Source organism: Streptomyces sp. GLSS-08 (genome assembly GCF_056387915.1).
The window spans coordinates 221,958-248,927 of record NZ_JBWJAQ010000002.1 but is presented as its reverse complement, the minus strand read 5'-3'; the positions used below and the strand labels follow the sequence as shown (position 1 = coordinate 248,927).

General features: G+C 72.2%; 23 protein-coding genes and 1 pseudogene. 7 read left to right on the top strand and 17 right to left on the bottom strand.

The features are described 5' to 3' along the window. Positions 1 to 15 precede the first annotated feature (15 nt). Both AC0ZLC_RS03795 and AC0ZLC_RS03790 read left to right on the top strand, forming a co-directional pair. The gene (locus AC0ZLC_RS03795; RefSeq protein WP_476750734.1) at positions 16 to 1,461 is read left to right on the top strand and encodes an outer membrane protein assembly factor BamB family protein; all 1,446 of its coding nucleotides are present in this window, start codon (positions 16 to 18) and stop codon (positions 1,459 to 1,461) included. 294 nt (positions 1,462 to 1,755) lie between these two features. Then, positions 1,756 to 2,382 (top strand): class I SAM-dependent methyltransferase, encoded by a 627-nt coding sequence (locus AC0ZLC_RS03790; RefSeq protein WP_476750419.1) that lies wholly within the window; start codon positions 1,756 to 1,758, stop codon positions 2,380 to 2,382. 197 nt (positions 2,383 to 2,579) lie between these two features. Here the strand turns inward: AC0ZLC_RS03790 and AC0ZLC_RS03785 are convergent, their stop codons facing one another. The 8 genes from AC0ZLC_RS03785 to AC0ZLC_RS03750 form a co-directional block, all read right to left on the bottom strand. Next, complete coding sequence (locus AC0ZLC_RS03785) at positions 2,580 to 4,436, bottom strand: carbamoyltransferase family protein (RefSeq protein ID WP_476750733.1); 1,857 nt, start codon at positions 4,434 to 4,436, stop codon at positions 2,580 to 2,582. A gap of 261 nt (positions 4,437 to 4,697) precedes the next feature. After that, positions 4,698 to 5,615, bottom strand: a complete 918-nt coding sequence (locus tag AC0ZLC_RS03780; RefSeq protein WP_476750418.1) for an SGNH/GDSL hydrolase family protein — start codon at positions 5,613 to 5,615, stop codon at positions 4,698 to 4,700. Positions 5,616 to 5,663: 48 nt separating this feature from the next. Beyond that, positions 5,664 to 6,599 carry an NAD(P)/FAD-dependent oxidoreductase gene (locus AC0ZLC_RS03775; RefSeq protein WP_476750417.1) on the bottom strand — a complete coding sequence of 312 codons (936 nt, stop codon included), beginning with the start codon at positions 6,597 to 6,599 and terminating at the stop codon, positions 5,664 to 5,666. Between the two features lie 3 nt (positions 6,600 to 6,602). Then, positions 6,603 to 7,925 carry an MFS transporter gene (locus AC0ZLC_RS03770; RefSeq protein WP_476750416.1) on the bottom strand — a complete coding sequence of 441 codons (1,323 nt, stop codon included), beginning with the start codon at positions 7,923 to 7,925 and terminating at the stop codon, positions 6,603 to 6,605. Next, complete coding sequence (locus tag AC0ZLC_RS03765; protein ID WP_476750415.1) at positions 7,918 to 8,820, bottom strand: phytanoyl-CoA dioxygenase family protein; 903 nt, start codon at positions 8,818 to 8,820, stop codon at positions 7,918 to 7,920. Before AC0ZLC_RS03765 ends, AC0ZLC_RS03770 begins: the two co-directional genes overlap by 8 nt. 118 nt (positions 8,821 to 8,938) lie before the next feature. Further along, complete coding sequence (locus AC0ZLC_RS03760) at positions 8,939 to 10,870, bottom strand: carbamoyltransferase C-terminal domain-containing protein (RefSeq protein ID WP_476750414.1); 1,932 nt, start codon at positions 10,868 to 10,870, stop codon at positions 8,939 to 8,941. Positions 10,871 to 10,962: 92 nt separating this feature from the next. Further along, the gene (locus AC0ZLC_RS03755; RefSeq protein ID WP_476750413.1) at positions 10,963 to 12,432 is read right to left on the bottom strand and encodes a radical SAM protein; all 1,470 of its coding nucleotides are present in this window, start codon (positions 12,430 to 12,432) and stop codon (positions 10,963 to 10,965) included. A 338-nt stretch (positions 12,433 to 12,770) separates the two neighbouring features. Continuing rightward, entirely contained in the window at positions 12,771 to 12,938 is a 168-nt protein-coding gene (locus AC0ZLC_RS03750; protein WP_476750412.1) for a hypothetical protein, read from the bottom strand. A gap of 893 nt (positions 12,939 to 13,831) precedes the next feature. On the opposite strand from AC0ZLC_RS03750, the gene AC0ZLC_RS03745 reads away from it, so the two are divergent. From AC0ZLC_RS03745 to AC0ZLC_RS03730, 4 genes are all read left to right on the top strand, one after another. Further along, entirely contained in the window at positions 13,832 to 14,170 is a 339-nt protein-coding gene (locus AC0ZLC_RS03745; RefSeq protein ID WP_476750411.1) for a DUF6233 domain-containing protein, read from the top strand. A gap of 462 nt (positions 14,171 to 14,632) precedes the next feature. Next, on the top strand, positions 14,633 to 14,917 hold the full coding sequence (locus tag AC0ZLC_RS03740) for a DUF5133 domain-containing protein (protein WP_476750410.1): 285 nt from the start codon (positions 14,633 to 14,635) through the stop codon (positions 14,915 to 14,917). 286 nt (positions 14,918 to 15,203) lie between these two features. Then, positions 15,204 to 16,013, top strand: coding sequence for an SDR family oxidoreductase (locus tag AC0ZLC_RS03735; RefSeq protein ID WP_476750409.1), 810 nt, complete (start codon positions 15,204 to 15,206; stop codon positions 16,011 to 16,013). Positions 16,014 to 16,675: 662 nt separating this feature from the next. Further along, positions 16,676 to 17,479 carry a hypothetical protein gene (locus AC0ZLC_RS03730; protein WP_476750408.1) on the top strand — a complete coding sequence of 268 codons (804 nt, stop codon included), beginning with the start codon at positions 16,676 to 16,678 and terminating at the stop codon, positions 17,477 to 17,479. 255 nt (positions 17,480 to 17,734) lie between these two features. Here AC0ZLC_RS03730 and AC0ZLC_RS03725 read toward each other — a convergent pair whose 3' ends face one another. After that, a complete protein-coding gene (locus AC0ZLC_RS03725; protein WP_476750407.1) occupies positions 17,735 to 18,157 on the bottom strand; it encodes an ATP-binding protein in 423 nt (140 codons plus the stop codon). A gap of 347 nt (positions 18,158 to 18,504) precedes the next feature. Between AC0ZLC_RS03725 and AC0ZLC_RS03720 the strand changes: the two genes are divergently transcribed. Continuing rightward, positions 18,505 to 19,056: a DUF6328 family protein gene (locus AC0ZLC_RS03720; protein ID WP_476750406.1), complete on the top strand. Its 552-nt coding sequence runs from the start codon at positions 18,505 to 18,507 to the stop codon at positions 19,054 to 19,056. Positions 19,057 to 19,204: 148 nt separating this feature from the next. On the opposite strand, the gene AC0ZLC_RS03715 is transcribed toward AC0ZLC_RS03720, so the two are convergent. From AC0ZLC_RS03715 to AC0ZLC_RS03680, 8 genes and pseudogenes are all read right to left on the bottom strand, one after another. Then, on the bottom strand, positions 19,205 to 19,576 hold the full coding sequence (locus AC0ZLC_RS03715) for an STAS domain-containing protein (RefSeq protein ID WP_476750405.1): 372 nt from the start codon (positions 19,574 to 19,576) through the stop codon (positions 19,205 to 19,207). A gap of 131 nt (positions 19,577 to 19,707) precedes the next feature. Beyond that, positions 19,708 to 20,073 carry a PRC-barrel domain containing protein gene (locus tag AC0ZLC_RS03710; protein WP_476750404.1) on the bottom strand — a complete coding sequence of 122 codons (366 nt, stop codon included), beginning with the start codon at positions 20,071 to 20,073 and terminating at the stop codon, positions 19,708 to 19,710. Between the two features lie 331 nt (positions 20,074 to 20,404). After that, entirely contained in the window at positions 20,405 to 20,575 is a 171-nt protein-coding gene (locus AC0ZLC_RS03705) for a hypothetical protein (RefSeq protein WP_183117244.1), read from the bottom strand. 366 nt (positions 20,576 to 20,941) lie between these two features. Further along, positions 20,942 to 21,241, bottom strand: a pseudogene (locus tag AC0ZLC_RS03700) (GNAT family N-acetyltransferase); the annotation flags it as partial. A 13-nt stretch (positions 21,242 to 21,254) separates the two neighbouring features. Next, entirely contained in the window at positions 21,255 to 22,124 is an 870-nt protein-coding gene (locus tag AC0ZLC_RS03695; RefSeq protein ID WP_476750403.1) for a YihY/virulence factor BrkB family protein, read from the bottom strand. A 148-nt stretch (positions 22,125 to 22,272) separates the two neighbouring features. Next, positions 22,273 to 23,484, bottom strand: coding sequence for a cysteine desulfurase-like protein (locus AC0ZLC_RS03690; protein ID WP_476750402.1), 1,212 nt, complete (start codon positions 23,482 to 23,484; stop codon positions 22,273 to 22,275). 179 nt (positions 23,485 to 23,663) lie between these two features. Next, positions 23,664 to 25,898, bottom strand: coding sequence for an MMPL family transporter (locus AC0ZLC_RS03685; RefSeq protein WP_476750401.1), 2,235 nt, complete (start codon positions 25,896 to 25,898; stop codon positions 23,664 to 23,666). Positions 25,899 to 25,958: 60 nt separating this feature from the next. Further along, positions 25,959 to 26,834 (bottom strand): alpha/beta fold hydrolase, encoded by an 876-nt coding sequence (locus AC0ZLC_RS03680; protein WP_476750400.1) that lies wholly within the window; start codon positions 26,832 to 26,834, stop codon positions 25,959 to 25,961. Between the last annotated feature and the right edge of the window lie 136 nt (positions 26,835 to 26,970).

The following is a 26,970-nucleotide window of genomic DNA, read 5'->3' as shown; positions in this document are numbered from 1 at the left end:
AGGGCGTTGCTTGTTGTGGCAGCCGGGCTGGTCGTCGGACTCGCGGTGGCCTTCCACTGGTTCGGCTGGACCTCGATTCCGGGCAACGAGTGCGGCGACGGTTACACACCCTGCCCCGAAGGCACCGTCCCGACCATCCTGCTGGCGTTCCTGTGCACCTTCGCGGGGATGGCCCTCGTCAGCTGGCGAGTCGCCGAACTGATCAAGGTCAGGCCCGGCAAGGCACTGCCCGTCGTGCTCGTCGTGACGGGCATGCTCCTCGCTCTCTGGCCAGGGTGGCTGGCGTACGCGTGGATGCGCGGCCCCGTCCTCGACCGGGCCTGGGACGCGCCGGTCGACCGGCCGAGCAGCGTCAGGGGCGTGGGCAACTGGACCCTCGGCGGCGCCGTCGTCCGCGCCCGCGCCGACGGTCTGACCAGCTACGACCTCGCCGACGGGCACGAGCACTGGAACCTGGACGCGCCCACGCGCGGATCGGCGTGCGCGATGAGTGACACCGTGGTCGACGGCACCGGTGTGATCGCCTTCGGCCGCGAGGACCAGCCGTGCGACACGGTGTGGGGGGTGGACACCAGGAGCGGCCGCAAGCTCTGGGAGCGGAAGATCACGGGCGGCGCCGCGTTCGGGCCCGCCACCGACGGCCGAGTGGCCGCGGACAGCGGCGTCGCCGTCGCCCTGGAGGAGACCGCCGTACGGGGTTTCGTCCTGCGCACGGGCGTTCCGCGCTGGAAACTGGCCCTCGGCGAGGGCTGCTCGCCGGTCGTCGCCTCAGCCGCGGCAGGCCGTACCCGGGTGGTCGTCCAGTGCTTGCGCGGCGGCTCCGCGTTCCGCTCGCTGCAACTGGTTTCGCTCGACACCTCGACCGGCACACACGTACGCCGGACCGCGCTGCCGGCCCAGAGCCGCTGGGAGGCGGTCATGGTTCTGTCCGCCCGGCCGTTCGTGCTCTGGCTCAAGGAGAAGGACGACCGCGGGACCGACGCCGTACTCGCCTTCGACGGCCAGGACCGCCCGCGCGGGTCGGTGGAGGTCTCGAGGGGCGAGGAGGACCTGCGCATGACCGTGGACGACGGACAGGGTTTCGACGCCCGGCCCGCGCTCCGCGCCGCGGTCGTCGGAGACGTTCTGGTGACCGCGGTGACGAAGCCGGGCGAGGCCGTCCCCGGCGGCGTGTCCGCATACCAGCTCGGCAGCGGACGACGTCTGTGGCACGCCGATGCGGGCGGGCAGGTCACGGCCCTCACTCGGCTACCCGGGAACCGGCTCGCCGTCCTCGCGGGCGGGCGGATCGGGTCCCTCGACGCGCGCACCGGACACCTCGCCGAAGGGCCGCTGATCCGCGAGGGCCTCGACGAAGTCGCCGAGGCCGCTGAACTCGTGCCCGGCCACGACGGCGGCTGGCTCCTCGTGAACCCCGACGGAACCGGAGTCACACCACCCCTCCTCAGGGTCGGCCGCTGACCCTCGCTCGCGGCAGCCGCCCTTTTCCGTACCGTCGTCCACCTGCTCGACACGGCGGCGAGCAACAGCCCGGGCGGCGTGAGCGGGCCGCCGGCGCGGCCGGGGCGCCGTGTCCTCGGCCGCGCCGACCGCGGCCGGCGTACGGGGCGAATCCGCCGGGGTTCCGGGCGAGCATGCCCATGCTGCGGCTGATGACGTGGCCCGGGGCCATGGCCCGATGTCCCCGGCCGGTCCTGGTTGCGGGGGTCCAGCCAGGTGTCGCACGGAACGGACCCGGATGCGTAGGATCGCCGGGTGACGCAGAGCACGACCCTGGCCGGGGTCTTCGACGATCTCGCCCCCAGCTACGACCACGAGCACCACGAGGAGATCGCGCGGGCCCTGCTGGCCCTGGTCGGTCCCGGCCCGCTGGACGCCGTCGCCGACGTGGCCTGCGGAGCGGGCGCCGTGGCCCTGCAACTCGCGCGCGGGCGCCCCGCCGCCGCGCCGCCCGTCCTCGCCGTCGACATGTCGCCCGGCATGATCGAGGCGGGCCGGGCGCGGGCCGCGTCCCCGGTGCTGAGCGCGGCGATCGACTGGCGGCTCGCGGACGCCGTGCCGCTGCCGGTCGCCGACCACTCCCTCGACGTCGTCCTCTGCGCCTCCTCGCTGCACTTCCTGGGCGGCCGGGCGGTGGCCGACTGGCGACGCGCGCTGCGCCCGGGCGGACGGGTGGGGTTCACGCTCCCGCTGGCCGCCCGCTTCCGCCCGTCCGAACGCTTCGCCGCGCTCCTCGCGGCGGACGTCCCGCTCCCGGGCAGCGCCGAGGAGGCCGACGCCTGGGCCACCGCGAGCGGCTTCACCGACGCCGTCTCCCGCGTCCACGTCCTCGGCACCCGCGGCGTGGTGGTGACCTCCGCCGTCACGCCCGGCGGCCGCTGAACCCGTGTGCCGTCCCGGGCGCCGGTCGCCGCCGTCCGGCCCGCGGCCGGGCCCGGCTCCGGTCCGGGGGCTCCAGGTAGCCGGCGCGGTCCGCGTCCCAGGACCGGCGCAGTGGGTCCCGCACCGCGCGGACGCACCATCCGATCGGAGTCAGCACGCCGAAGTACAGCGCGGCCAGGCCCAGTCCGCCCAGGCGCTCAGTCCATCGGGATCGCGGCACGCCAGTCCCCCTCCTCCTGCCACGCGGGCTGGTCCCGCTTGTCCAGCAGGAAGTCGCCCAGCACCAGCAAGTCGATCCGGGTGCGCATGAAGCAGGCGTACGCCTCCCCGGGGTCGCGGACGATCGGTTCGCCGCGCACGTTGAAGGAGGTGTTCACCAGCACCGGGCAGCCCGTCCGGTCCCGGAACGCGGTCAGCAGCGCGTGGAAGCGAGCGTTGCGCTCGGCGGTGACGGTCTGCACGCGGGCCGACCCGTCCACGTGCGTCACCGCCGGGATCGTCGAGCGCGGCACCCGCAGCAGGTCCAGACCGGCCAGTCCCTCCGCCTCCGGTCCGCACGCCTTGCGTCGTGCCGCCGCGACCCGGGCGGTCAGCAGCATGTACGGGCTCTCCCCGGCGAGGTCGAACCAGTCCTTGGCGTCCTCGGCGAGCACTGCCGGGGCGAAGGGCCGGAAGGACTCCCGGAACTTGGTCTTCAAGTTGAGCGTGGACTGCGTACCGGGATCGCGCGGATCGGCCAGGATCGACCTGTTGCCCAGCGCGCGCGGACCGAACTCCATGCGCCCCTGGAACCAGCCCACCACCTTTCCTGCCGCCAACTCGGCGGCCACCCGCTCGACCAGTTCGGGCTCCGGGAGGCGTACGGCGGGACAGCCGCCCCGGTCCAGGAACTCCGCGACCTCTTCAGCGCCGTACGCGGGCCCGAGCAGTGCGCCCGCCATCGCGTCCGTGCCGCGCCGCACATGGGTGCGCGGCGCGCCCCGGCGGTGCGACTCCGCCAGAGCCGCACCCAGCGCGCCGCCGGCGTCCCCGGCGGCCGGCTGCACCCACAGCTCGTCGCAGACGCCCTCGTCCACGAGCCGTCCGTTGGCCACGCAGTTGAGCGCCACACCGCCGGCCAGGCACAGCCGTCGCTCGCCCGTGCGCTCCAGCACCGTGCGGGCCAGCCGCAGTACGACCTCCTCGGTCACCGCCTGGACCGAGGCGGCGAGGTCGAACTCCCGCTCCGTGAGCGGTCCTTCGGGGGTGCGTCGCGGCCCGCCGAACAGCTCCTCGAAGGCCCGGCCGGTCATGGTGCTGCCGTACTGGAAGGCGAAGTGGCGCAGGTCGAGGCGGAACGAGCCGTCCGCCTTGACGTCGATCAGCCGCTCCCGGATGACGGGTGCCCAGCGCGGGGTGCCGTACGGGGCGAGACCCATCAGCTTGTACTCGCCCGAGTCGACCTTGAAGCCGCAGAAGTGGGTGAACGCCGAGTACAGCATGCCCAGCGAGTGCGGGAAGCGCAGTTCGGCGAGCGGGACGAGCTCGGTGCCCCGGCCGTGCCACAGCGTCGTCGTCGCCCACTCGCCGACGCCGTCGACGCACAGCACCGCCGCCGACGGGTACGGGCTGGGCAGGAACGCGGACGCGGCGTGCGAGGCGTGGTGCCGGTGCGCCACCACCGGCGGCAGCGGCCGTCCGCCGGCCGGCGCGCGCAGCCGCGCGCGCACGTCGTCCAGGGCGTGCCGCTTCCAGCCGGCCCACTGCGGGAAGGCGCGGCGGAAGACGGGGAAGCCGTGCGGCGCCGTCGCGAGCCACGTGGCCATCACCCGGCGGAACTTCAGCGCCGGGTCCTCGTAGAACGCCACGGCCGCCAGCTCGTCCAGCCGCAGACCCGCCTCCCGCAGGCAGTAGGCGACGGCCTGGGCCGGGAAGCCCGCGTCGTGGCGGCGCCTGCTGAACCGCTCCTCCTGGGCGGCGGCCACCGGAACGCCGCCGGACACCAGGGCCGCCGCGCTGTCGTGGTAGTAGGCGGAGATTCCCAGTACCGGACCGTCCCGGCCCCCAGTGTCGATCCGGCCCGCGCTGTCGATCCGCCCCCCGCCGGTCCGCGTCCTCACGTCAGAACAACGGGTAGACGGACGCGTCGTCTTCCGGCTGCGGGCGCAACCGCGACGGCGTCGGGGGCCGTTCGGCTGTCCGGTCCGCCGGGGACTCGGCCGGGTCCGGTGCGTCGGTGGACCGCTCGATGCGGCTCCGGGCGCGCAGCCAGGACGCGAGGCGGCGGGCCGCCGGGGTTCGGCCGGCCCCGTGTTCCCCGCCGCCGCCGGGCCCCCTCACGCCAGGTCCAGACGGTCCGCCAGCTGCCGGGCCACCAGGTCGTAGCCCAGGTCCGTGCAGTGCACCCGGTCGATGAAAAGCCAGTCCTCCGGCGCTGCGGCCTCGCCCAGCGCCACGTTCATGTCCAGGAACGGCACGTCCAGCGCGGCGCATCCGGCGGCGAGCCGCTCGGCGTAGGAGCGGCCGACCTCCATGGTGGAGATGTCGTTGTGGAACCGGCGGAAGTTGGACACCTCGTCCAGTTCCTCGAAGAGCAACTTCTCGCGCGGCAGGGGCTCCTCGCGCACCCACGGCGCGAGCGGCTGCAGGACGAACGTCAGCCGTGCCCCGAGCCCGTCCGCGAGCACCTTCCAGCCGCGGAGGTGGCGCAGCGTCAGGTCCGTCGCGTGCGCGACCCTGCGGTCCGGCGGGGGCACGACGTCCGGGGCGGGACCGCAGTCGAAGAACGCGCCGTGGCGGCCCTGCTTCTCCTCGGGCAACCGGCTCAGCACCAGGTTGTTCACCCCCGACAGCAGCACGATGTCCTCGACGGGCGGCAGTTCGTGCTGGAACAGGGTGAACAGCAGCAGTTCCTGGACCGAGTTGTGGCTCTGGCCGGCGAAGTTCAGCCATGGCAGCCGGGGCGCGTACGCGTTCCACAGACGCGCGCCGATGGTGGCGGCGTCCCCGGTGGCCCCCACTCCGAACACGGCGGAACTGCCCGCCAGCACCCGCGCGGGTCCCTCGGGCCGGTCGTCGCCGACCGTGGCCCGCTGCCCGCCGGGACCGGGCGTGATCCGGAAGCCGTGCCGGTCGGTGCTGTGGACGGGCGTCTTCTCACCGCCGTACTGGAAGTACCCCAGGTAGGGCTGGTCCTCCAGGACGAAGGTGTAGTGCTCCATGTGCGGCGTGTACGCGGCGCGGGGTGACGTCATCGCTGCGGTGTGCTCCCGTCGGTGTGCGCGGTGGAGGGCGGGCTGCTGTCAGGGCGCCGGGGTGGGAGGCGGCGGCGCGGGCAGGGAGCCGGGCCGGTCCTCGCGGATCAGGTCGGTGTTGATGGCCATGGCCGCCAGTCCGCCGCTCGCCGCGGCCATCGCCGCCTGGTGCATGGTGCGTCCCAGGTCGCCGGCCACGTACAGGCGGGGGACGCTGGTGCGGCCCCGGTCGTCGGTCTGCACCGCTTCCAGGTCCGGGGCGTCGACCCAGGGGCGCAGGGGCTCCACCCGGGGCTCCATGTCGAGATGCAGGAACAGCGCGCCGTAGCTCGCGCCGTCCCCGTTCTCGAACTCCACCTGTACGCCCTCCGGGTGCGGCTTCAGCGCCGCCACCTTGTCGGCGCGGACCGGCACCCCGGCCGCGGTGAGCCGGTCCCGCTCGTCCACGGGCAACTCCCGCCGGTCGGAGAGGTAGGTGATGTCGTCGGACCATGCCGTGAGGATCGACGCCAGGCACTCGCTGGGCTCCGCACCGCCGTACACGGCGATGGTCCGCTCGCGGACCTCCCAGCCGTGGCAGTACGGGCACTCGAACACCTTCTTGCCCCACAGGTCCGCGATCCCGGGCACCGGCGGCAGGAGGGAGCGCACGCCCGCCGCGTACAGCAGGGTGCGGGCGCGGAAGGTGCCCGACTCCTTGGTGGCGACCACCACGTGGTCGCCCTCGCCGGCGGCGGACACCACCTCGTCGTCGCGGAACGACACGTCGTACTCGGCGAGTTCGGCGCGGGAGCGGGCCCGGAAGTCGGCGATGCCCACGCCGTCGTTGGTGAGCACGTTGTGCATCACCCCGGCCGCCATGTTGCGCGCGTCGCCGGAGTCGATCAGCAGCACCCGGCGGCGTGAACGGCCCAGGTACAGTGCGCCGTTCAGGCCGGCCGGGCCGCCCCCGACGATCACCGTGTCGTAGAGCTGCGTGTCCAATGGTCACCCCTTGTCGAGAAGGTCTGTGTGCGGATCGGGACGCGGAGGCTCCCCGGGCGCCGCGGCCGGGGAGCCTCGCAGGAGGGTGAGCAGCAGCAGGGCACCCGCGGCCAGGACGGTGCCGCAGACGACGAACACGGCCGGAACGGAGAGGATTTCGGCGAGCAGCCCGCCGAGGAGCGCGCCGAGCGGCATGGTGCCCCAGGCGCACAGCCGGGACACGCTCATCACCCGGCCCTGGAGGTTCTCCGGTGTCAGCCGCTGGCGCAGTGACATCACCGGGATGTTCCAGCCCATCATGAAGACGCCGTTCGCGGCCAGCGCCAGCCCGGCGAGCACGGGGTCGGGCGCCGTGCCCAGCAGGACGTACGCGGCCCCGGACGCCATGAGGGACCAGAAGGCCAGCCGTACGGTGGGCAGCCGGCCGGCGGCCCGGGGCGCCAGCCAGCTGCCCACGACGGCGCCCAGCGACCCGGCGGCCAGCAGCAGTCCGTACCCGGTGCCGCTCAGCCCCAGAGTGCGGTCGCTGAGCAGGACCAGCATCGAGAAGGTCGCCGAGAAGACCAGTCCGTACAGGGTGCTCGCGGCCAGCGTGAGCCGCAGGGTGCGGTGGCGCAGGACGAAGCCGACGCCCTCCCGGATGTCCCGGAGCACACCGCCGCGCCCTCCTCCGCGCGCCTCTGCGGAGCGTGCCCCGTCCGGTTGCGGTGTGCGCTCGGTCCGGGCGAGCGGGGCGAGGCCCAGCAGGAGCAGCGCGGCCAGCGCGTACAGCGCCCCGCCCGCGGCCAGCGCCGCCGCGGCGGTAAGCCCCGCGAGGAGACCCGCCACGGGCGGTCCGGCCGTCTCGTTGAGAACGATCTGCGCCGCCGACAGACGCCCGTTGGCCCGCTCCAGCTGCCGCTCGTCCACGAGACGGGGCAGCATAGCGGGGGCGGCGGTGTCGGCCAGTGTCTCGGCGATGCCCAGCACGAACGCAAGCGCGTACAGCAGGCCGAGCGGCCGGTCCTGCGCGAGCACGAACGCCGCTCCGGCCAGCGCCGCGGCCCGGACCGCGTTGCTGCCGAGCACGATGCGTCGCCGGTCCGCCCGGTCCACCAGGACGCCCGCAGGGAGCGCGAAGAGCAGCCACGGCAACATGTTCACGGCGGTCAGGCCGGCGACCGCCGCCGGATCGGGGTGGTGCGCGACGACCAGCAGCGGCAGCAGCGTCCGCGTGATGCCGTCGCCGGCGTTGGAGGCCGCTGCCGAGGCCAGCAGCCAGCGGAACGGACGGCCCAGGTCCGTCCGTCCGGCGGCGCGTGCCCCCGGTGACGCAGTGCTAGCCAACGACGCTCCCTTCGTGCCACCCGCGCAGTCCCAGCAGCCGCTCGCCCAGCTCCGTCAGCCGCGCCGGCCCGTACAGCTGCGCCTCCTCCTTGCGTATCCCGCCCTCCGACGGGTGCGGCGGGACGCGGTCTCGCCAGAACCGCACCCGGGCCTCGCGCAGTTCGGTGTCGTCCTCCCAGGCGGGCGCCATGGTCAGGTACTGCGCCATGCGCACCCGCTGCTCGGAGACGTTCGGGTGCACGCCGTGCGGCAGCAGGCTGTTGAAGATGATCAGGTCGCCGGGCGCCACCTCGGGGGTGGTGATCGAGTAGCCGGTGATGTCCGGTGTGAACGGGTCCCGGTCGGCGGGCTGACGGCTCACCCACTTCTCCCACTCGGCGAAGATCTCCGGCACGCACTGGAAGCCGCCGATGTCCTCGTCGCCCGCGGTGAGCGAGAGCACTGCCTGGCAGCTCACCGGCAGCGGGTCGGCGGAGGTGTCCACATCCCAGTGGACGAACCCGCCGAAGGCCCGCTCGCCCCGGTTGGGCGGGTTGACGTTGGCGAAGTCGATGGTCACCCACAGCTCGTCCAGGTCCCAGATGTCGGTGAACGCCTCGTACACGCGCGGTGTCTGGCGCACGTCCCACTGGGCCTGGTGGTTGTACATCTCGACCAGTCCGCTGTGGCCGGGCAGCCGGTCGTTGCCGGTGTGCGGCGACGTCCAGGTCGAGGGGTCGTCGGGGCGCATTTCGAGGAAGGACCGCAGCCCGTCCGCGAGCGCGGCGACCGTTTCGGGCGCCACCGCCTGACGGACGATCACATAGCCTTGCTCGGTCCACTGGGCCCAGTCGGCGGGTGACAGGACACGCAGCGGCTGCGTCTTGCGGATGTCGCGCAGTTGGGTTGCGGGCACGTGCACTCTCCAGGGGACGACGCCTGTACAGGATCGGGTGGGCGGGCCCGGACCGGCACCGCCGTTTTCGGCCGATTGCCGCCCGCCGGAGCGGGTGGGACAACCGCCCGGGCACGGATCACTCGACGATCAGGCGGCGGCCGGGCAGCACCACGGCGTCCAGTTCCGTCTCCGCCAGCAGCTCCAGGGCCTGGTCGAGGTGGTTGAGGATGGGCATGCCGCCGCCGTTGGCACTGGTGTTGATGAGGACGGGCAGTCCGGTGCGGTCGCCGACCGCGTGGCACAGCCGGTGCAGCAGCGGGTGGGTGTCCGGCCGTACGGTCTGCAGGCGGGCCGTGCCGTCGATGTGCCGCGCCTCGGCGAGCCGGTGGGACTCCTCGGGCCGCACCCGCACCGCGAACAGCATGCTCTCGGTGTGGTCCAGGGGGCCGGTGAAGTAGCGGTCCGCGACCTCCTCCGGGCAGATCGGCGCGACCGGCCGGAACCATTCGCGTCCCTTGATGGTCTGGGACACGTGCCGGCGGGCGCCGTTCCAGTGCGCCGACACCAGCAGCGAGCGGTGTCCGAGCGCCCTCGGCCCCGTCTCCATGCCGCCGTCCAGCCAGGCCAGGCAGCGACGCTCGGCCAGCAGGTCCGCGACCGCCCGCACCAGTTCGCCGTCGTCGGCGAGTCCACGCGTGGACAGCCCTCGGGCGCCCAGCCGCGCGGCCAGGCCGCTGACCGGGTCCGCGCTCGCTCCGTCCTCGGACGCGGCCTCGGACCCGGGGGCCGGCGACTGCTCCTGCGGCGGTGGCTCGTCCAGACCCTCCAACGGAGGCCCGGCGTACGCGAGCCGCGCCCACCCCGAGCGGCCCGCCAGGGCCGGACGGTCGGACGGCTCCGCCACGGCCAGGGCCGCGCCCAGCGCGATGCCCGAGTCGTCGCAGCAGGTCGGGACGGACACCCGGGTGAACTGCCCGGATTCGGCGAGGCGGCTGTTCGCGGTGATGTTGAGTGCGCAACCGCCCGCGTAGCAGAGCGTGGAGTAACTCGGGAAGCGCCGACTGATCCCGGTCGCCAGCCGGGTGAGGTCCCGCTCCACGGCGGACTGCAGGGTGGCGGCGAGATCCCTGCATACCCGCTCGTCGGGCGAGGTCCCCACCACGGTCGTACGGCCGCCCGGGGTGCGGATCTCATCCGGGAACACGGAACCGAAGGAGTGCACGACGTCGTCGTCCGAGGAGTCGGCGAGGCCCACGTCCAGATAGCCGCCGCTGCCCGGGTCGTACTCCCACCAGGTGTCGGCGTAGCGCAGCGCCGACCCGGTCAGCCGGCCCTCGTCCAGCTGCTCGTACAGGTCGGGCGCGGCGCGCCGGGCGGACTGCGGGACCAGCATGGCGCGCAGCACCGGCAACAGGGAGGCGTCGCTCTCGCCGGTCGCGGCGAGGCCGAGCAGCTTGCCGGTGTCGAACTGGCTGCCGTGCACCCGCCGGGCCAGCGCCTCGTAGACCAGGCCGAAGCGCGGGCCGCCGCGGTTGGTGAACGACATCACCGGGGTGAGCTGGTCGCCGTCGCCCAGGCAGACCATGCCGCATTCGGCGTAGTTGCCGGTCCCGTCGAGGGCCAGCACGAGGGCCTTGCGGGCACCGGAGGTGTAGTACGCGAGCGCGGCGTGTGCGTAGTGGTGGCGTACGGCGACGAGCGAGATGTCGCCGAGCCCGTCGGCGAGCGGCCAGTCCACCGGCTTGATCACCCGGGTCACCGCGTCGGCGAGTCCGATCCCGCCCGTGGCCGTCCAGCGCGCGTCCTCGTTGACCAGCTCGACGAGCGCCGGCGGCAGGACCTGGCACACGGGGGTGTACCAGTCGGCCACCGCGACCCGGGTCACCGGGCTCGCGGCGCGCTCCCGCAGCTCCGCCAGCCAACCGGCCGCTGCCTGTGGGAAGTCGCCGTTGCCCCCGCACACGTGGCGCAGCCGCAGCCGGCGTTCCGCCTCGATGACCAGGTAGCCGTCCGCGTCGGTCAGGGCGGCACCCGCGTCGTGGCCGAAGTGCATACCGATCGTTGCCATTAGCCTGTCACCTCTTCCTCAGCCGGCTGCGGGGGACCCGTGGACCGGCGGCCCGCCGTGGGCGGGCCGCCGGGGACATCTCCGGGGTCCGCTTACGACAGCGCGGCGAGGCTCTGCGCGTGGTGCCGCTCCAGGAGGCCCTGCACCACCTCGCGCATGTAGGCGCAGTAGCCGGGTGACATCACCTGGATCGAGCCGTTCTCCTCCTCCAGTCCGCCCGCCGAACCGCCCGAGCAGGTCCCCTGCAGCTCGCAGCCCTGGCAGCCAGGTCCGTTGGTGTAGGCGCGCATGCCGTAGTCCTGGTAGGCGGGGGAGGCGAAGATGCCCCGCCAGTCGTCGATGGTGCCCAGCACGCGGGCGGTGGCCTTGCAGGCGAAGACGCTGCCGTTGGGTTCGATGGAGAGCTGCCGGCCGACCGCCGGACACGTCTTGTAGTCGGCCTGCTCAGCCCATTTGGCCTCGTCGATGATCATCTGGAAGGTCTGGTACCAGTAGCCGCTGAGCTGCACCCCGCGCTCGCGCCCGTAGTCGACCGCGGCCAGCAGCCGCTGTGCCACGTCGTGCGGGCTGTGCTGCTGGAAGAACTCCCTGGCCTGGAAGGAGACGATGACGTCCAGGGTGCCCAGACCCGCCTCGGCGACGAAGTCGATCAACGGGTTGCCCCACTTCTCCCAGGTGTACTGGGAGAGGACGGTGGTGATGTTGACCGGGACGCCCGCGGCCTTCATGTCGAGGATCGCCTTGCGGACCACCGGCCACGGGGTGCGCTGCTGCTGTCCGCCCCGGAACTCGCCGGTCTCCGGCACCAGGTAGTCGATGGAGACCGTGGTGTCGACCCGGTGCTCGGCGAGTGCGGCCAGCAGCTCGTCGTCGATGCGGGAGCCGTTGCTCGTCAGGTCGTAGGACAGGGTGACCCCGTCGTGGCTGTCGCCGAAGGTGCGCAGCACGTGCAGGATCGTCCCCCGGGCCAGTGTGGGCTCGCCGCCGAAGAAGGACACGGTCAGATGGCCGCCGCCGTTGGCCTTGCGCAGCGCGATGGCCTCTTTGATCGTCTTCTCGGCCACCTCGCGCGACATGTGCATCGACGGGTTGCGGCCGGTGTCCGAGCCGTGGTTCCAGTCGCCGCTCGCCAGCGTGGGCCCCGAGTCCTGGCGGGCCGGACCCGAACCGTCCTCGCGGGAGCGGCGCAGCTCCACGAGCACGGGGCCGGGCTTCACGGACTCGCCGGAGGTGTTGCGCTCCTCCACACCGCCGTCGAAGTTGTACGCGAAGCAGCCTTGGCAGGAGAAGTTGCAGGCGTTGGTGAGCACGAGCTGGATGGAGGAGTGGAACACCCCGGTGCCCAGCACGTCCTGGCGGCTCGCCAGCAGGCCGTCGATCTCCTCGGCCTCGTCGTGCCCCGCCTCGACGAGGAACCGCGCCTCCACCAGGTCCCGCAGCGAAGCGTCGTCGATCCGCTCCCGCAGCCGGTCCACGCTGAGGCCCTGGGAGGCATCCCGCAGGAGTTCGACCACGTCCTTGTCGATGAGCCGCGCATTTCCGTACAGCGAATGGAAGGCCATGGTCCGCGCGTCATCCTCATAGGAATTGAGGCGCCCTCCGAACGACGTGAAATCCCGGTCACCCGCGGCACGCAGAGTGCGGACATAACGCGAGGACTGATACACCGAATTCTGCATGCTGAAAACTTCTCCCTGCGTCTCACGGCTTTCGGTACGGTGCGTGGCGCGGCCGTGTTCCGCGGCCCGGCCGTGGAGCACGGCGGGCGCGTGGCACGGCCTCGGCGAAGGGGATTTCGGGCGGCGGCCCTCGGGACGCGGACCGACCCTGTACTCGGGTTCGGTCCGCGCGACGGCCCGGGGCCCGGCCAACCGGACGGAGCCCGGATCAGCCTCGGCGCCTAGGCAGAGGTGGGCTCTTTCCGCTGCTCGGCAGGGGCGGTGTCGGCCTCCACCTGCTTGCGGACGGGCGTGATGGTCGGCGCGTTGCCCTTGTCCGGCGAGACGAACGCGCAGGGCCGCGACGACGCGGTGACCGCGGGTCGGACGACCTTCCTGACTTCGGCCATGTGGCCTCCTCCATGAGTACGGGACACAACGCGTTCTACTGAAGCAGAAGAAAACAGAGGCGATAAGCCCTGATCAGGACATGCTCGAATCAGCGGGATACCGCATGGCTGAACACGCGGAATAGATCTTCTGCCGACCGAGGGCGCCCTGGCCGATCTGGCGTTCAACCCGGCATCTTTTCTTGATCGGAATTCCCACAGGTCCGCCGGTTGATCTTTTGCGGCGCCTCGCGTACGACTCGGAGCGAGACAAATTCCGGCCAGAAACAGGAGCGCGTCCGGGAGCGCTCCCGGACGACCTCGGCATCGCGCGCACGGGGCGAAGACGCGCGCGGGCTCGCGCCCTGCGGCTGTTCCCTCGGGTCGGCTGGTGAGGACGTCGGCCTGGGCAGTGCCGGTACCCGGATCGCGCTGACGGGAGCGCCGTACGCGGTGGTCGCGGCGCTCTTCGTACCGATCCGGTGGATACGGGTGGGGCGGTCGCCCTCCTGGCGGCCGGGGTGGCCCACGGAGGCCTTCTCGGCCCGGCACAGTCGCGCCGACACCTGCACACGGCGGAGGTCGCGAGGTACCGGGAGCATCCGGAACTGCTCTACGTCACCGCTACGCCGCCCGGCATGCGAGCAGCCCGTGCCGAGGTCGGCCCGGCAACCGCAGCATCACCCTCACCCTCACCCGCCGCCGCAACACGGAGGTCGAGGTCACCAGCCGGATCCTGGACGAGCCGGGACTGCGCCGCCTCCTGGACACCCTGCACCCGATGTCGGACGCGGAACTGGAGACGCCGATGCGGGAGAAGGTGATCGACAGGACGCTCGGCCACGGCGGAGAACAGCCACGCCGGTCAGACGGCGGTTGGCCAAACCGGGCCGCCACGCGTCACAATCGGATGTATGTTCGATGACCTGCCGCCCGACCTGGGGCGCCTGCTGACCCTGCGGGTCTGGCACGCCATGTGGCTGGAGCGCATCGACCGCAAGATCGCGGCTGTCCGCCGAAAGGAGGCCGAGCAGGAGCAGGGACGCCGGAACCGCCCCCCGGCCCCGGACTGGATCGTCGAGCTGGGCATCGGCGACGGACGGCTCCCCGTGGAGCTCCACGCCGGTGACTGTTACGCCGCCGGCAAGCGGCGCCGTCCCGTCAGCCGCGAGGAGGCGCGTCAGCTGCTCGCCTCGGGCCTGCGTGCCTGCACCCACTGCGAACCCGGGCACCGGCTCGGCATCCTCGACTGAGCCCGTCGACGAGGCCGCCTGCCGCGCCCCGGTCCGGTCCGGTCCGCAGGGGCGGCTGAAGGGAGGCGCAGTGGGCGATCACGGTGTCGACGCCGACGATCCGCAGGACGTGCGGGACGGATGGTGAGGGAGCCACCAGGCACGACCCTCCCGGGAGACACGGACGACGGCCGCACGCGACCAGGCCCGCGAAGCCGGCCGATGACGGCGACACCGGGCACCGAGGACGGCGGAACCGGCCCGGGGCCCCGCGGAGTTCGCATGCCGTCGTAGGCCTGCCCATCGACGTCGCCCAGGCATCGGGCGGCTCACCCCCGACGAGGAGGTGAGACCTTGCGGGGCCGGCGGTGCCCCCGTGCCGTAGGGGTGAAAAGTGAGGCGTGAGGAGGAGCGGCCGGGGTAAACGGGCTGTGCCCCCACCGCGGAACCGCCTGTCCAGGCGCCGTTGCGAAGGAGAACGCCATGCTGATGGCCCACCCCGCCGTTCTGGCCGACCTCATCTCCCAGTACGAAGCCCTCAGCGAATTCCACGCCGAGGACGGCAACGAGGAGGCGCGCCGGCGGCTCGACGATGTCACCTACACCCTGTGCGTCGCCACCGGCACGCGCGACATCGACTCCGCCCTCGTGTCCGCGCGGAACCGGCTGCTCGGGGCCCGCACGTTCGACCACTCCCGCGCCACGCCCGCCGTCTACGACACGGTGGACGCGTACACCGCCGACCACAGGCACCTGGCCGCTCTCTAGCCCCCTGGACCTCGCAGCGTCCCGGCGGGGCACACGGCGCTGACCGCGGAACACCCCCGAAGAGGTGGGGCACGGAGCCCGACGGCTCCGTGCCCCACCTCTTTCTCGCGTACGGGGACGAGCAGTTGCCGGTACCCGGGCGGCAGCGCCCGGCACCCGAAGGGCCCCGTTTCACCACCACTCCCCCGGGTACTGCGACACCCCGTTCCGTAGCAGCGCGTACGGCCGGGGCGGCGGCTCGCAACAGACACCGCAGCATGTCGCTCACGGCTTCGAGGAGGCAGCAATGAGTGCGCCCACCCCTTCCCCCGCCAGGACGGCGATCGTCACCGGCGCCGATTCGGGTATCGGCCGGGCCACCGCCGTCCGACTGGCCGAGGCGGGCATGGACGTCGGCATCACCTGGCACAGCGACGAGGAAGGCGCCGAGCGGACGGCCGCCGAGGTGCGCCACCACGGCCGACGCGCGGAAGTGGCACATCTCGACCTCACCCGGCTGCCCGAGGCCGCCGACACGATCGACGAGCTGGCCGCCCGGCTCGGCCGCCTCGACGTACTGGTGAACAACGCGGGCACCGGCACCGCCATGCCCTTCCTCGACCTGAAGCTTCAGGACGTACGCCGTGTCCTCGACGTCGACCTGGTGGGCCCCTTCCTGTGCGGTCAGCGCGCGGCCCGCCTCATGATCGGGCAGGGTGACGGCGGCCGTATCGTCAACGTCACCTCCGTGCACGAGCACCAGCCCCGGGTCGGCGCCGCTCCCTACTGCGCGGCCAAGGGCGGCCTCGGGCTGCTCACCCAGGTGATGGCACTGGAACTCGGTGAGTACGGCATCACCGTGAACGCCGTGGCGCCCGGGGAGATCGCCACACCCATGACCGGGCAGGAGGACACCGACGTGCACACCGAGCGCCGCCCCGGCATCCCCCTGGGCCGCCCCGGAGACGCGCGCGAGGTGGCCGCGGTGATCGCCTTCCTCGCCGGTCCCGACGCCTCGTACGTCACCGGTGCGTCCTGGGTCGCGGACGGCGGGATGGTACGCATGGGCCCCCAGGCCGGCTCGCACCTCGAGAGCGACGACTGGCGGCGTCCCTGAAGCCTGACGGCCGGCCGCGCTCTGCGGCCGAATGGGCCCGCAGGCGTTGGAGGTCTTTGACCACGCGACACCATGAGCCAATGTTTGTGTCTCTCAACTCCCCTGCCAGGCAACCGACTTGGGGCTCACCTCCTCGGTCGGCAAGCATGGGCGCATCTGCCCCTCCGATTCAGCGGCGTCGGCACACCCGGCGACTTCAACCGCCGACCGGGGGAAGGTGCGCCTTTCGCATGCCCTCGTCCCGAGTGTGGGAATTCCGCTTCGGCATGGGTACTTCTGTTCACCTCGGGCCGTCAGTGACCCCGTGTTCGCCCCACCGCGGGCTTTGCGAACGGAATATCACCGACTGCCCCTGAGAATCCCTGAATTCGCAGGTCAGAGCGGCACATGGGAGTGTGGGGTGAGTCGACCCACCCTGCCGGTGGCGACCTCACGTACCGCCCTCGCCACCCGGCTTGTGAGCGCGGCGAATCGAGTTGTGCGTCCCTCGACAGGAACATTCGGTTCCAGTCATGCGTACTATCTCTAGGCTGGTAGTAGCCGCAGTAGTTGCGACTGCAGCCGATCCAGTCACCGCAAACGGGAGACATCCTCCGTCCCTTCGCGAGCCGGGCGCACTTCCTTTCACCGCCGCGGCCGCGAATTCGAGAAAGGCCGCTGACATGCCCGACACCCAAGCTCCCTCCACCGAACTGACCTCGCAGTACGTCGCCCAGGTGACGAGCGACCTCGAGCGCAACGCCAAGGAGCAGGAGCGCATCAGCACCGAGATCGAGGCGCTGCAGGAGCAACTGCGCGCGCTCCAGCACGACCACACCGTGCTGCTGACGATGCAGCAGGCGCTGAGTGCCGGAAACATCGCGGCCGCCGAGTCGGCCGCGCAGCTGGACATCAGGGCGACACCGACCGTGCCTCACCAGGCCACGGCCGCCGAGGCGAAGCCGGGCAAGTCCGGGCCGAAGCAGAGCAAGGCGAAGAAGGCCGTCTCCGCGAGCGCCAGGAAGACGGCGGCCAGGAAGCCCGCCACCAAGGCGACCACGGCCGCCAAGTCCACTGCGGGCACCGCGGCCACGGCGGCCAATAAGACGGACTCGTCCGCGAAGACGGCCTCCGCCACCAAGACCTCCTCGGCCACGAAGCCGGCCGCGAAGCCCGCCGCCAAGAGCGCGGCATCCGCTACCGAGAAGACCGACAAGGGCGCCGCGAAGCCGACCCTCGTCGAGCTGATCCGCGGCCACCTCGAGGAGCAGAAGGAGCCGCGCTCCGCTGCCGAGATCACCTCCGCGCTGACGCAGGCCCACCCGGACCGCAGCATCAAGACCACGGTCGTGCGCACCACCCTCGAAGGCCTTGTCGCCAAGAGCCATGCCCACCGCAGCAAGCAGGGTTCGTCCGTCTTCTACACCGCCACGACCACGTCCGAGCCCACCAAGGACGACGCGCGGCGAGAGCCCGCTGCCGGCTGAGTCTCCGCCGGCGGCTCACCGCCGCTTCGACGAAGGAGCGGCCCGCCGGGAGGCGGACGGATTGCTCGTCGAGGGGCCCTGTTCCGGCACAGGTGCCCCTCGGGGTAACAGGCGACAGCAGTGCCGGAGAAGCAGGGGGAAGCCGGACGCGCCAGTGCCTTCCCCGTGAGCCGGGAGGTGGAACTCCCGCCCGTCACCCTGGGCGGTGGTTGTCCTGGCACCGGCGCACCCGTGTCCGCGGCGCCGTACGCACGGCTACGCCGGCGCCCCGGTCAGGGCGATGCGTACCTTGACCCGCTTTCCGACCGGTTCGCGCCGGACGTCTATCCCGCCGCACAGCGCCGTCACGATCTCCAGGCCGTGCCGCCCGACCCGTGCCGGGTCGGGAGCCTGGGCGACCGGCACGTCGAAGCTGCTGTCCCACACCCTGATCTCCAGGGACCGGTCGATCAGGACCAGGTCGAGGGCGCAGGGCCCCGGCGCGTGCTTGCAGACGTTCGTGACCAGCTCGCTGACGACGAGCTGCACCGCACCGATCACCTTGGTGGACACCACGAGGCGGTATGCCCGCTGCAATCGCTCCATGAAGTCGGCGGCGAAGTGCCGGGCCTCCCCGACCGACTCGGATGCGCCGTCATAGACGGCTCCGGCCCACGGCAACGCTCCTGGCAGAACCATGTCCGCGTCACCCTCGCCAGCTACAGCTTCCACCATCACGGTCCCCTTGCCCGGACCGTCACCTTCGGTCCGCTCTGCGCGTCTACCCGCGATACGCGGCGGAACACTCGGGGCGGTCGGGCACCGGGCGCCGACTCCGGGGAGAATCCACCGGCCCACCACCGGCCCGACACCCCGGCCCGGACCGGGGCGAACCGCAGGGCATCGTCGGCCACGGCGGCCCGGCTCGTCCCCGTACGCGCAGGCAAGGCATGCCGCCTGGTCAGGTCGTGATCGGGCGTTTGGGGGGTACAAGGAGTCGGAGGCCCGATCAGGGGCCAGGGGAGAGGAGCATTGCCTTGAGTCTGATGGATCAGAGATCTCAGGCCGCGGACGAGGCGGCCGAGCGAGCCGCGCAGAGCCGGCAGAACGGGAACGACTCCGACACCGGGGAGTCGGAGCAGGAGCGCGCCAATCGGCGGTGGAACGAGATCCTGCAGGAGACGCGGGTCGCGCAGACCGGCGTGCAGATCCTGTTCGGCTTCCTGCTGAGCGTCGCCTTCACGTCGCTGTTCAAGGAACTGGGCACGTTCGACCGTACGGTCTACGTCGTCACCGTGATCCTGGGCGCCGCCGCGACCGGCGCCCTCATCGCACCGGTCTCGATCCACCGCTTCCTCTCGGGCCAGCGGATGAAGGACGAACTCGTCGTCGCCGCCGGGCGCCTGATGATGTGCGGCATCGTCTTCCTGGCGCTCACCATCAGCTGCACCGTGCTCCTCATTCTGCATGTGGTGCTGCCCAGCCTGCTCGCCGAATTCCTCGCGGGCGCCGTCATGCTGTGGTTCGCGTTCTGCTGGTACCTCCTGCCCTGGATACTCAGGCGACGTTCCAACAGGACCGAGAACAGCGCTCGGTGACGGGACGTCAGACATTACAGGCGCATCGGCGTTGCCTGCGCGTGGTTCCGCGGCCCGCTTCCGACGGGGCCGGGCCGCTGACCTCCTGCCCCCGGGACACCGCTCCATGGTGATGTCCCGGGGCTGCTGCGGGAGGAGGGGCCGGCCCTCAGTGCTCGTCCCCGGGGAGGGGAAGGCACATGGCCGCCTGCAGAGTGTCGGCCAGCACGAAGAAGCCCGCGGTTCCCGTCACGTCGAAGAGCCTGCTGACGGTCTCGCTGAAGGGGCCCGCCACGACCATGAGACTGCCGCGGGCCCGGTGGGCGCGCTGTGCCGCGAGCAGAACGTGCAGGATCGACGAGTCGGCGAAATCCGTGCCGGAGAGATCGACGATCGCGCGTGGGGCACCCACTCGGTGCGCGAGGTCCAGGGCTTCCTCGAGCCTCGACGCACTCGCGTAGTCGATGTCACCGCCCACCCGCACGACGAAAGAGTCCTTGGCCGAACGGTGCGTGACGGTGGCCTCCAACTCGTCGGACATCGGCACACTCTTTCCGTTCTTGTGGCGCTCGGGCACTTCTCCGGGCGGGCACCGGGACATCAGGTGGCCCGTGTTCCTTCCGGACGTGGAGGGTGTACGGATGCGTCGCCCCGGACGAAGCCCGGTGCCGGTCAGGCGGGCTGCCTGGGCGGCAGGCTCTCGTAGTAGCTGCCCACCCGGCCCAGGTATCCGGGGTCCAGGGTCTCCCGGTCGGTCTTGAACAGGGGGGCGGACTTGACCTCGTCCCTGGTGCACGCCACGGTGATCTTCTGCGCCTGGGTGTCGACTCCGGTGACGATGCCGGCCGGCACCAGGACACTCTTCCCGAACACCCACACCCCGGTGTCCACGATCAGATGCCGCGTCCCGGAGTCGTCTGCCTGCCGGTCCACGTGCCCAATCGTCCCGTCGGTCGCCTCGACGACGTATCCCGTGAGTTCGTACCCTTCCGAGTGACCGCACTGCGGCGGGTACGACCAGATTCTTTCGATGAACACGCTGCTCCTCTCTGTGTCCGCACCCTCGGCGCGGCCGGTCAATGAGCCGTCTCCGATGCAAAATTGCCAGGTGGGCGAGATGCGGAATGCCGCTCCCGCCGCGCTCCACAGCAGTCAATACCCCCCGAACGGGGCCGTATTCGGCAGCCTTCCGCCTTCCGGCCGGCACCCGTGGACGCGGTCGGGGGTCAATGGCCAACGTCCGTTGAATCACTGGCCCACGCATGCCCGAACGCCGGTCCCAGGAGCCCCCGATGAACAACTGTCGGACCCCGCGCACAGCAAAGCGGCGGAGCGCGGCGTCATCGCCGCACTCCGCCGCCTCGCCACATCAGCGTCTGCGGCTCGACCAGCCACTGCCGATCCCCGCGACATGAAGGGCGAGCAGCGCGAGTCCGATGAGCATGAAGTTGGTCGAGGTGAACACGTCGTTCGTCGAGATGTCAGCCGCGTTGATCAGAAATGCGATGAAGAACAGGACCGCTGCCACGATGCCGAGCATGAGATCTCCTTTGTCGATGTGGTGAAGTCCGCATGCCCCCAAGTCGACGCCCGACACGGCCCAATGGGAGAGCGTGCGGACGGCCTCGCGGATTTCCCTGGAACGCCCCTACGGATGCGGGACGGAACGGACACGAGGGCATGGTTGGGTCACGCCGGCCGTGGCCCGCACCGTCTCGGCCGCGGCCACCGCGGCCCGTCGGCCGCGGTCACCGCCAGCGCCCCGAGGCAACCGGCTGCGCGTCGCCGGACCGCCACGTCGCCCGGGCTCCGCTCTCCACGTACACCACCGCCCTGATACGGCAGGAGCGGGCCACTCTTCCGCAGCATTCCCGGGCGCTCTGGCCGCCCGGCTGTTCGCGTGTGCGCGCTCGTCGCACGCGACCTTGCCGAGCGAACGCCAGAACTGCTCGGCGCCCGGCACGGACGGGTCGGTGTGCAGGTACACGGCCTGGTAGCCGCCGTCCCGGGCGGCGAAGCCGAAGCCGAGCAGTTCACCGACCAGCCGCCGGGCCAGTCCCCGCCTCCGGTGCCCGGGGCGTGCGTACACCCTGCGCAGCTGCGCCGTCTCCGGTCCCCGCGCGTCGAGCGCGGCGGTGGCGACGACCGCGCCGTCCCGCTGGTCGACGGCGACCAGTGCAATGAGCGGAGGGCGGACCGGTGCCACGAGACGGGGCCGCCTACGGCATGCGGCTGACCTCGACCGCGAACTGCGCCCCGGCCAGCAGGGCGAGGTGGGACACCCACAGCCAGATGAGGAAGACGACGACGCCGGCCAGCGATCCGTAGAGCCGTCCGTAGCTTCCGATGCCGGAGGCGTAGAGGGAGAAACACGCCGAGGCGATCAGCCACAGCACCGCGGCCACGACTCCCCCGGGCAGGGCGTGCCGCCGCTGCCGTGCCACCGGCGGCCCGCTGCGGAAGAGCACGACGACCAGCAGCGCCACCAGACACACCAGCGCGGGCCAGCGCAGCAGAAACCAGGTGGCCGCGGCGGTCCGGCCGGTGCCGCTCCGTTCACCGATCCCCTCGGCGAGCGGCCCGGTCAGCACCAGGGCGAACGCGCTCGCGACCAGCAGGGCGAGCAGGGTCAGGGCGGTCAGCACGATCCGGGGCAGCCGGCGCATGAGGGGACGCTGGTCGGGGATCCCGTGCATCGTGTGCAGGGCGCGCCGGAACACGGCGAGATAGCTGGAGGCCGACCACAGCGAGGCGACCCCGCCCGCCACCGCCACGGTCAGGGCGGCGGAGCGCTCGTCCGCCATGTCCCGGAGGGCACTGTGCAGTTGGGCACCGGACTCGGCGGGGGCCCAGGTCGTCACGTGCTCGATGAGCCGGTCGGTCAGGTCCGGGCTGACCAGACCGATGAGCGAGACGGTCACGAGCAGCGCGGGCACGAGCGCGAGGACGGCGTAGTAGGTCAGTGCCGCCGCCCAGTCGGACACGTTGTCGTTCCACATCGCCGCGGGAACCCGCCGCGCGGCCGTCGGCCACACCGCTCTCAGCCGCGTCCATCCCGGCACATCTGTCGCACTCGTGGGCAGGGTCACGCGTCCTCCTGTGGGGTGCACACCGCTGCGGGGCCAGCGCCTGTCCGACAATTCCCGTCTGCCTCGCGGCGCCGCCCTCCGGACGACGAAGGGCATTGTCGGACAGGCCCTAGTACCCCCGAATACCGCGCGTGCGCGCTCGGGACGCCTACGACTTCAGGAAGTCGGCGAGGCCCTCCACGAGCCGGTCGACGTCGCTCGTGTCGTTGTACGGGGAGAGGCCGAGACGCAGACCGCCGGTCTCGCCCAGACCCAGGTGCCGCGAGGCCTCCAGCGCGTAGAAGGACCCGGCGGGCGCGTGCACGCCCAGCCCGGCGAGGAAGCGGTACGCGTCCGCCGCCGGCCGGCCGTCGAAGGTGACGAGCAGGGTGGGCGTGCGGTCGGCCGCCCTGGAGTGGACGGTGACGCCCTCCAGCCCGGCGAGCGCCCCTTCCAGCCGCTCGCGCAGCGCGCCCTCGTGGCCGCCGACGGCGGCGAACGCGGCCCGCAGGCGCTCCCGCCGGCCGCCCTTCCCGCCGGCCCCGGGAGCGAGTCCGGCGAGGAAGTCGACGGCGGCCCGGGTGCCGGCGAGGATCTCGTAGGGCAGCGTGCCGAGTTCGAAACGCTCCGGAACCGCGTCCGTGGACGGCAGCAGCTTGTCCGGACGCAGCGTCTCCAGCAGTTCGGGGCGGGCGGCGAGCACTCCGTGGTGGGGGCCGAAGAACTTGTAGGGCGAGCAGACGAAGAAGTCGGCGCCCAGTTCCGTGACGTCCACGAAGTCGTGCGCGGCGTAGTGGACTCCGTCGAGGTGGAGGAGCGCACCGGTCCGGTGGACCAGGCGGGCCATCTCCGCGACGGCCGGACGGGTGCCGATCAGGTTGGAGGCGGCGGTGACCGCCACGAGCCGGGTCCGCTCCGAGAGCAGGTCACCGACGGCGGACACGGGCAGTTCCCCGGTGCCGGGGTCGAAGTCCGCCCACCGCACCAGGACACCTGTGCGCTCGGCGGCCTGGACCCACGGGCGGATGTTGGCGTCGTGGTCCAGGCGGCTGACCACGACCTCGTCGCCCGGCTGCCAGGTCGCGGCGAGCGTGCGCGCGAAGTCGTACGTCAACTGGGTGGCGCTGCGTCCGAAGACGACCCCGCCGGGCTCGGCGCCCAGCAGGTCCGCCATGGCCTGCCGGAACTCCCGCACGGCCGTCTCGGCGTTCACCTCACCCGGCACCGTGGTCCCGCGGATCGACAGGGGACTGCCGAGGGCGTTGGCGATGGCGGTGATCACCGGGGTCGGCGTCTGTGTGCCGCCCGGCCCGTCGAAGTGCGCGGTTCCGGCGCGCAGGGCGGGAAATTGCGCGCGCACGGCGTCGACGTCGTACGTCACCTGGGGCTCCTCACGGGACGCGGCCGCGTCCGGGCGCCACCCGTCGCCGGGCGGTCGGGGCGCGGCCCGTCCGACGGTTGCGAACGGCTGCGGACAAGTGCTGCCGTCGATCATCGCAGGGCCGTCGGAGCGAGCCGGGACCGAGGGCCGACCGCGAGCGAACGGGCGGTGCCCCCGGTTCAGCCGTGCTCGCCCTCCGGGTCGACGTGCGGCAGCACGCGGTCCAGCCACCGCGGCGTCCACCAGGCGCGACTGCCCAGAAGTGTCATCACGGCGGGTACGAGAAGCAGCCGTACGACGGTCGCGTCGATCAGCACGCTCACGGCCAGCCCCAGGCCGAGCATCTTCACCACGATGTTGTCGCTCACGATGAACGCGGCGAACACACTCACCATGATCAGGGCCGCACAGGTGATGACGCGGGCGGTGATCTCCAGGGCGTGCGCCACGCTCCCACCGGCGTCCCCGGTGCGCAGCCACGCCTCGTGGACGCGCGACAGCAGGAAGATCTCGTAGTCCATGCTCAGTCCGAAGATGATGGCGAACATCATCATCGGCACGTAGCTCTCGATCGGCACCTTGCCCGACACGCCCAGGGCGGGTCCGCCCCAGCCCCATTGGAAGACGGCGACGACGACGCCGTACGAGGCGGCGATGGACAGCACGTTGAGCACCGCCGCCTTGAGCGCGACCAGCAGTCCGCGGAAGACGATCAGGATGACGAGGAAGGCGAGCGCGACCACCACCGCGATGATCAGCGGGAGGCGGGCGGCGACGATGTCACGGAAGTCGACCTGAGCGGCCGTGGTCCCGGTGACGTAGCCCTTGGCGCCGGTGCCGGACAGGGCCTGCGGCAGGGTCTGGTCGACCAGGCGGTTCGTCAGGTCGGTGGTCACCGAGCTCTGCGGGGCCTGCGCGGAGAAGACGGTGCCCACCAGGACGTCTCCGTCCTTGGTGGCGGTCAGCGGCGTGACCGTGGCCGCGCCCGGTACGCCGGCGAGCGACTTCTGCGCCTGCGAGGCCAGTGCGGAGCGCTGGTCGGCGGGCACGGCGCTCTGGTCGATGACGACGGTGAGCGGGCCGTTCGAACCGGGGCCGAAGGCCTGCGCCATGGTGTCGTAGGCCCGGCGGTCGGTGAACGACTTCGGATCCGCGCCGTCGCCGATGTGGCCGAGCTGGATGGACAGCAGCGGAATCGCGAGCACCAGCACCACGAGGACTCCGCCGGCCAGGAACCACCAGGGACGCCGCTGGACGCGCTGCGCGTAGCGGTGCCAGGTGCCCTGGACCGGTTCGCCCGCGACCGCGTCGGTCTCCGCGACGGGGCGGCGCACCCGGTAGCGGTCGATGCGGCGGCCGAGGAGTCCCAGCAGAGCGGGGACCAGGGTGAGCGCGCCGACGACCGCCGAGACGACCGTCACGGCCGCGGCGACCCCGAGTCTGGCGATGAAACCGACGCCGGAGACGGACAGTCCGGCGAGCGCGATGATCACGGTACAGCCGGACACGAGCACGGCCCGGCCGCTGGTGGCGGTGGCCCGGCCCGCCGCCGTGACCGGGTCGGCGCCGTCGATGAGGTGCTGCCGGTGCCGGGTGATGAGGAACAGCGCGTAGTCGATGCCGACGCCCAGCCCGATCATCGTGGCCAGCGTCGGTGACACCGTGGCGAAGGTGAACGCGGCGGCCAGCAGTCCGAGGCAGGCCAGGCCGCCCACGACGCTGATCAGGGCGGTCAGCAGCGGAATGCCCGCCGCGAGGACACTGCCGAAGCCCACCAGCAGTACGACGATCGCCACCGCGAAACCGATCAGTTCGCTGACGCGGTCGTCCGCCGCCGGCCGGGCCAGTTCGCCGAGCGGGCCTCCGTAGTCGACGTCGACGCCGGCGGCCCGCAACGGCTGCACGGAGCTGTCGACGCCGGCGAGGTACGCGTCGCCGAGCGTGGACGGCTGGACGTCGAAGCGGACGGTGATGTAGCCGGTCTTCGCGTCGCCGGACAGCGGTCCCACGTTCTGCTGGGAGGACGGCGGCGGGGTCCCGGGCGGTGGCAGCGGACTCTGCGCCGACAGCACGTGCGGCAGCTTCCCCAGATCGGTGACGGTCTGGTTCATCTGCGATCCGAGCGAGGTCAGCGGTGTCCTCGTGTCGCGCAGGACGATCTGGCTGCTGTAGCCGCCGGCCGCCGGGTCGTGCTTCTCGAGGACGTCCAGGCCTTGCTGCGACTGGACGCCGGAGAGCGAGAAATTGTCCGAGTAGTCCCCGCCGAACGAGCGGTCCAGCACCTGGAGGGCGACGACGGCGACCAGCCAGGCCGCGATGACGATCGCGAAGTGCCGGGCGCACCACTCCCCCAGCCGGCGCAGCCTCCCGGCCCGTACTCGTCCGCCTCCTGGGGTGGATCGGGTGGCCGGCATGGGCTGCTCCTCCGTACGACGCGTCCGACCCACTCATTGAACGTCGCGCTGATCACGACGTCATCCGGAGCCCGCGCCGCCGCTCCCCCGCGTCACGCCGTCCCGGGAGGCATCACCGCCGGGGCCGCGCGGCACGACCCGCGCGGCGAATCCGGCGATGTCCTGGAGGACGCGCTCGGGCTGCTCCCAGTACAGGAGATGGCCACAGCCTTCGTGGACGACCAGGGCCGAGCCGGGGATCGTGTCCAGGATGAGCTGCTGGTCGGCACGGGACAGGAAGCCGTCCCGGTCGCCCCAGAGCAGCAGGGTCGGGACGAGGATTCCCCGCAGGGTCGCGGCGAGGTCCGTCTCCAGCAGGCCGCGCAGCGTCTCGCGCCACACGTACGCGGGCGGTTTGAGGCTCTCCTCGGTCATCGTCGCCATGAATCCGCGCCCCACGGGCCGGTTCGTCATGCCGTCGAGCAGGTCCTCGACGAAGGAACGCGGCACCGGGTCCCGCAGTTGCCGGACGCTCTCCCACAGGGCCGCCAGGCGGGGTTTGTCGTCGAGCACGGCCGGTACGCCCATCAGCACCAGCCCCGCGACGCGGTCCGGGTGGCTGCCCGCGACCATCCGGGCGGGCACCCCGCCGCTGGACGCTCCGGCGAGGACGGCGCGTTCGATCCCGGCGGCGTCGAGGAACCGCACCAGGTCGCGGGCGAAGTCCTCCGGGCGGTAGCCGTCCGCGGGCCGTTCGGCGTCGCCGTGTCCCCGCTGGGTGGGGGCGAAGGCGTGCAGCGCCGCGGGAAGCTGTCTGAGCAGGGGCTCGAACGTCCACCAGGAGTCCCCGATGCCGTGCACGAAGACCACGGGGATGCCGTCGGGACGGCCCGCCTCGGCGTACGGCAGCAGCGGCCCTCCCGCCAGCTGTACGGACTTCACCGCGACCGTGCGCACGGCGGCCTCCTGCCTCGGGTGGGCCCCCTCGGCGGCGGGCCGGGAAGGCGCGCGAAGATCACTTCCATCGTAACGACGGGTGGAGCGGCGCGCCCGCCGTGCCCCTCGCCCTCCCGGCGGACGGTGCCCTCGTCCT

Bases quoted from the DNA above. Each gene is read 5' to 3' on its own strand.
- AC0ZLC_RS03780 (WP_476750418.1), bottom strand. From the start codon at position 5,615: ATGACGTCACCCCGCGCCGCGTACACGCCGCACATGGAGCACTACACC.
- AC0ZLC_RS03760 (WP_476750414.1), bottom strand. From the start codon at position 10,870: ATGGCAACGATCGGTATGCACTTCGGCCACGACGCGGGTGCCGCCCTG.
- AC0ZLC_RS03755 (WP_476750413.1), bottom strand. From the start codon at position 12,432: ATGGCCTTCCATTCGCTGTACGGAAATGCGCGGCTCATCGACAAGGAC.
- AC0ZLC_RS03750 (WP_476750412.1), bottom strand. From the start codon at position 12,938: ATGGCCGAAGTCAGGAAGGTCGTCCGACCCGCGGTCACCGCGTCGTCG.
- AC0ZLC_RS03745 (WP_476750411.1), top strand. From the start codon at position 13,832: ATGTTCGATGACCTGCCGCCCGACCTGGGGCGCCTGCTGACCCTGCGG.
- AC0ZLC_RS03740 (WP_476750410.1), top strand. From the start codon at position 14,633: ATGCTGATGGCCCACCCCGCCGTTCTGGCCGACCTCATCTCCCAGTAC.
- AC0ZLC_RS03735 (WP_476750409.1), top strand. From the start codon at position 15,204: ATGAGTGCGCCCACCCCTTCCCCCGCCAGGACGGCGATCGTCACCGGC.
- AC0ZLC_RS03730 (WP_476750408.1), top strand. From the start codon at position 16,676: ATGCCCGACACCCAAGCTCCCTCCACCGAACTGACCTCGCAGTACGTC.
- AC0ZLC_RS03725 (WP_476750407.1), bottom strand. From the start codon at position 18,157: ATGGTTCTGCCAGGAGCGTTGCCGTGGGCCGGAGCCGTCTATGACGGC.
- AC0ZLC_RS03720 (WP_476750406.1), top strand. From the start codon at position 18,505: ATGGATCAGAGATCTCAGGCCGCGGACGAGGCGGCCGAGCGAGCCGCG.
- AC0ZLC_RS03715 (WP_476750405.1), bottom strand. From the start codon at position 19,576: ATGTCCGACGAGTTGGAGGCCACCGTCACGCACCGTTCGGCCAAGGAC.
- AC0ZLC_RS03705 (WP_183117244.1), bottom strand. From the start codon at position 20,575: ATGCTCGGCATCGTGGCAGCGGTCCTGTTCTTCATCGCATTTCTGATC.
- AC0ZLC_RS03685 (WP_476750401.1), bottom strand. From the start codon at position 25,898: ATGCCGGCCACCCGATCCACCCCAGGAGGCGGACGAGTACGGGCCGGG.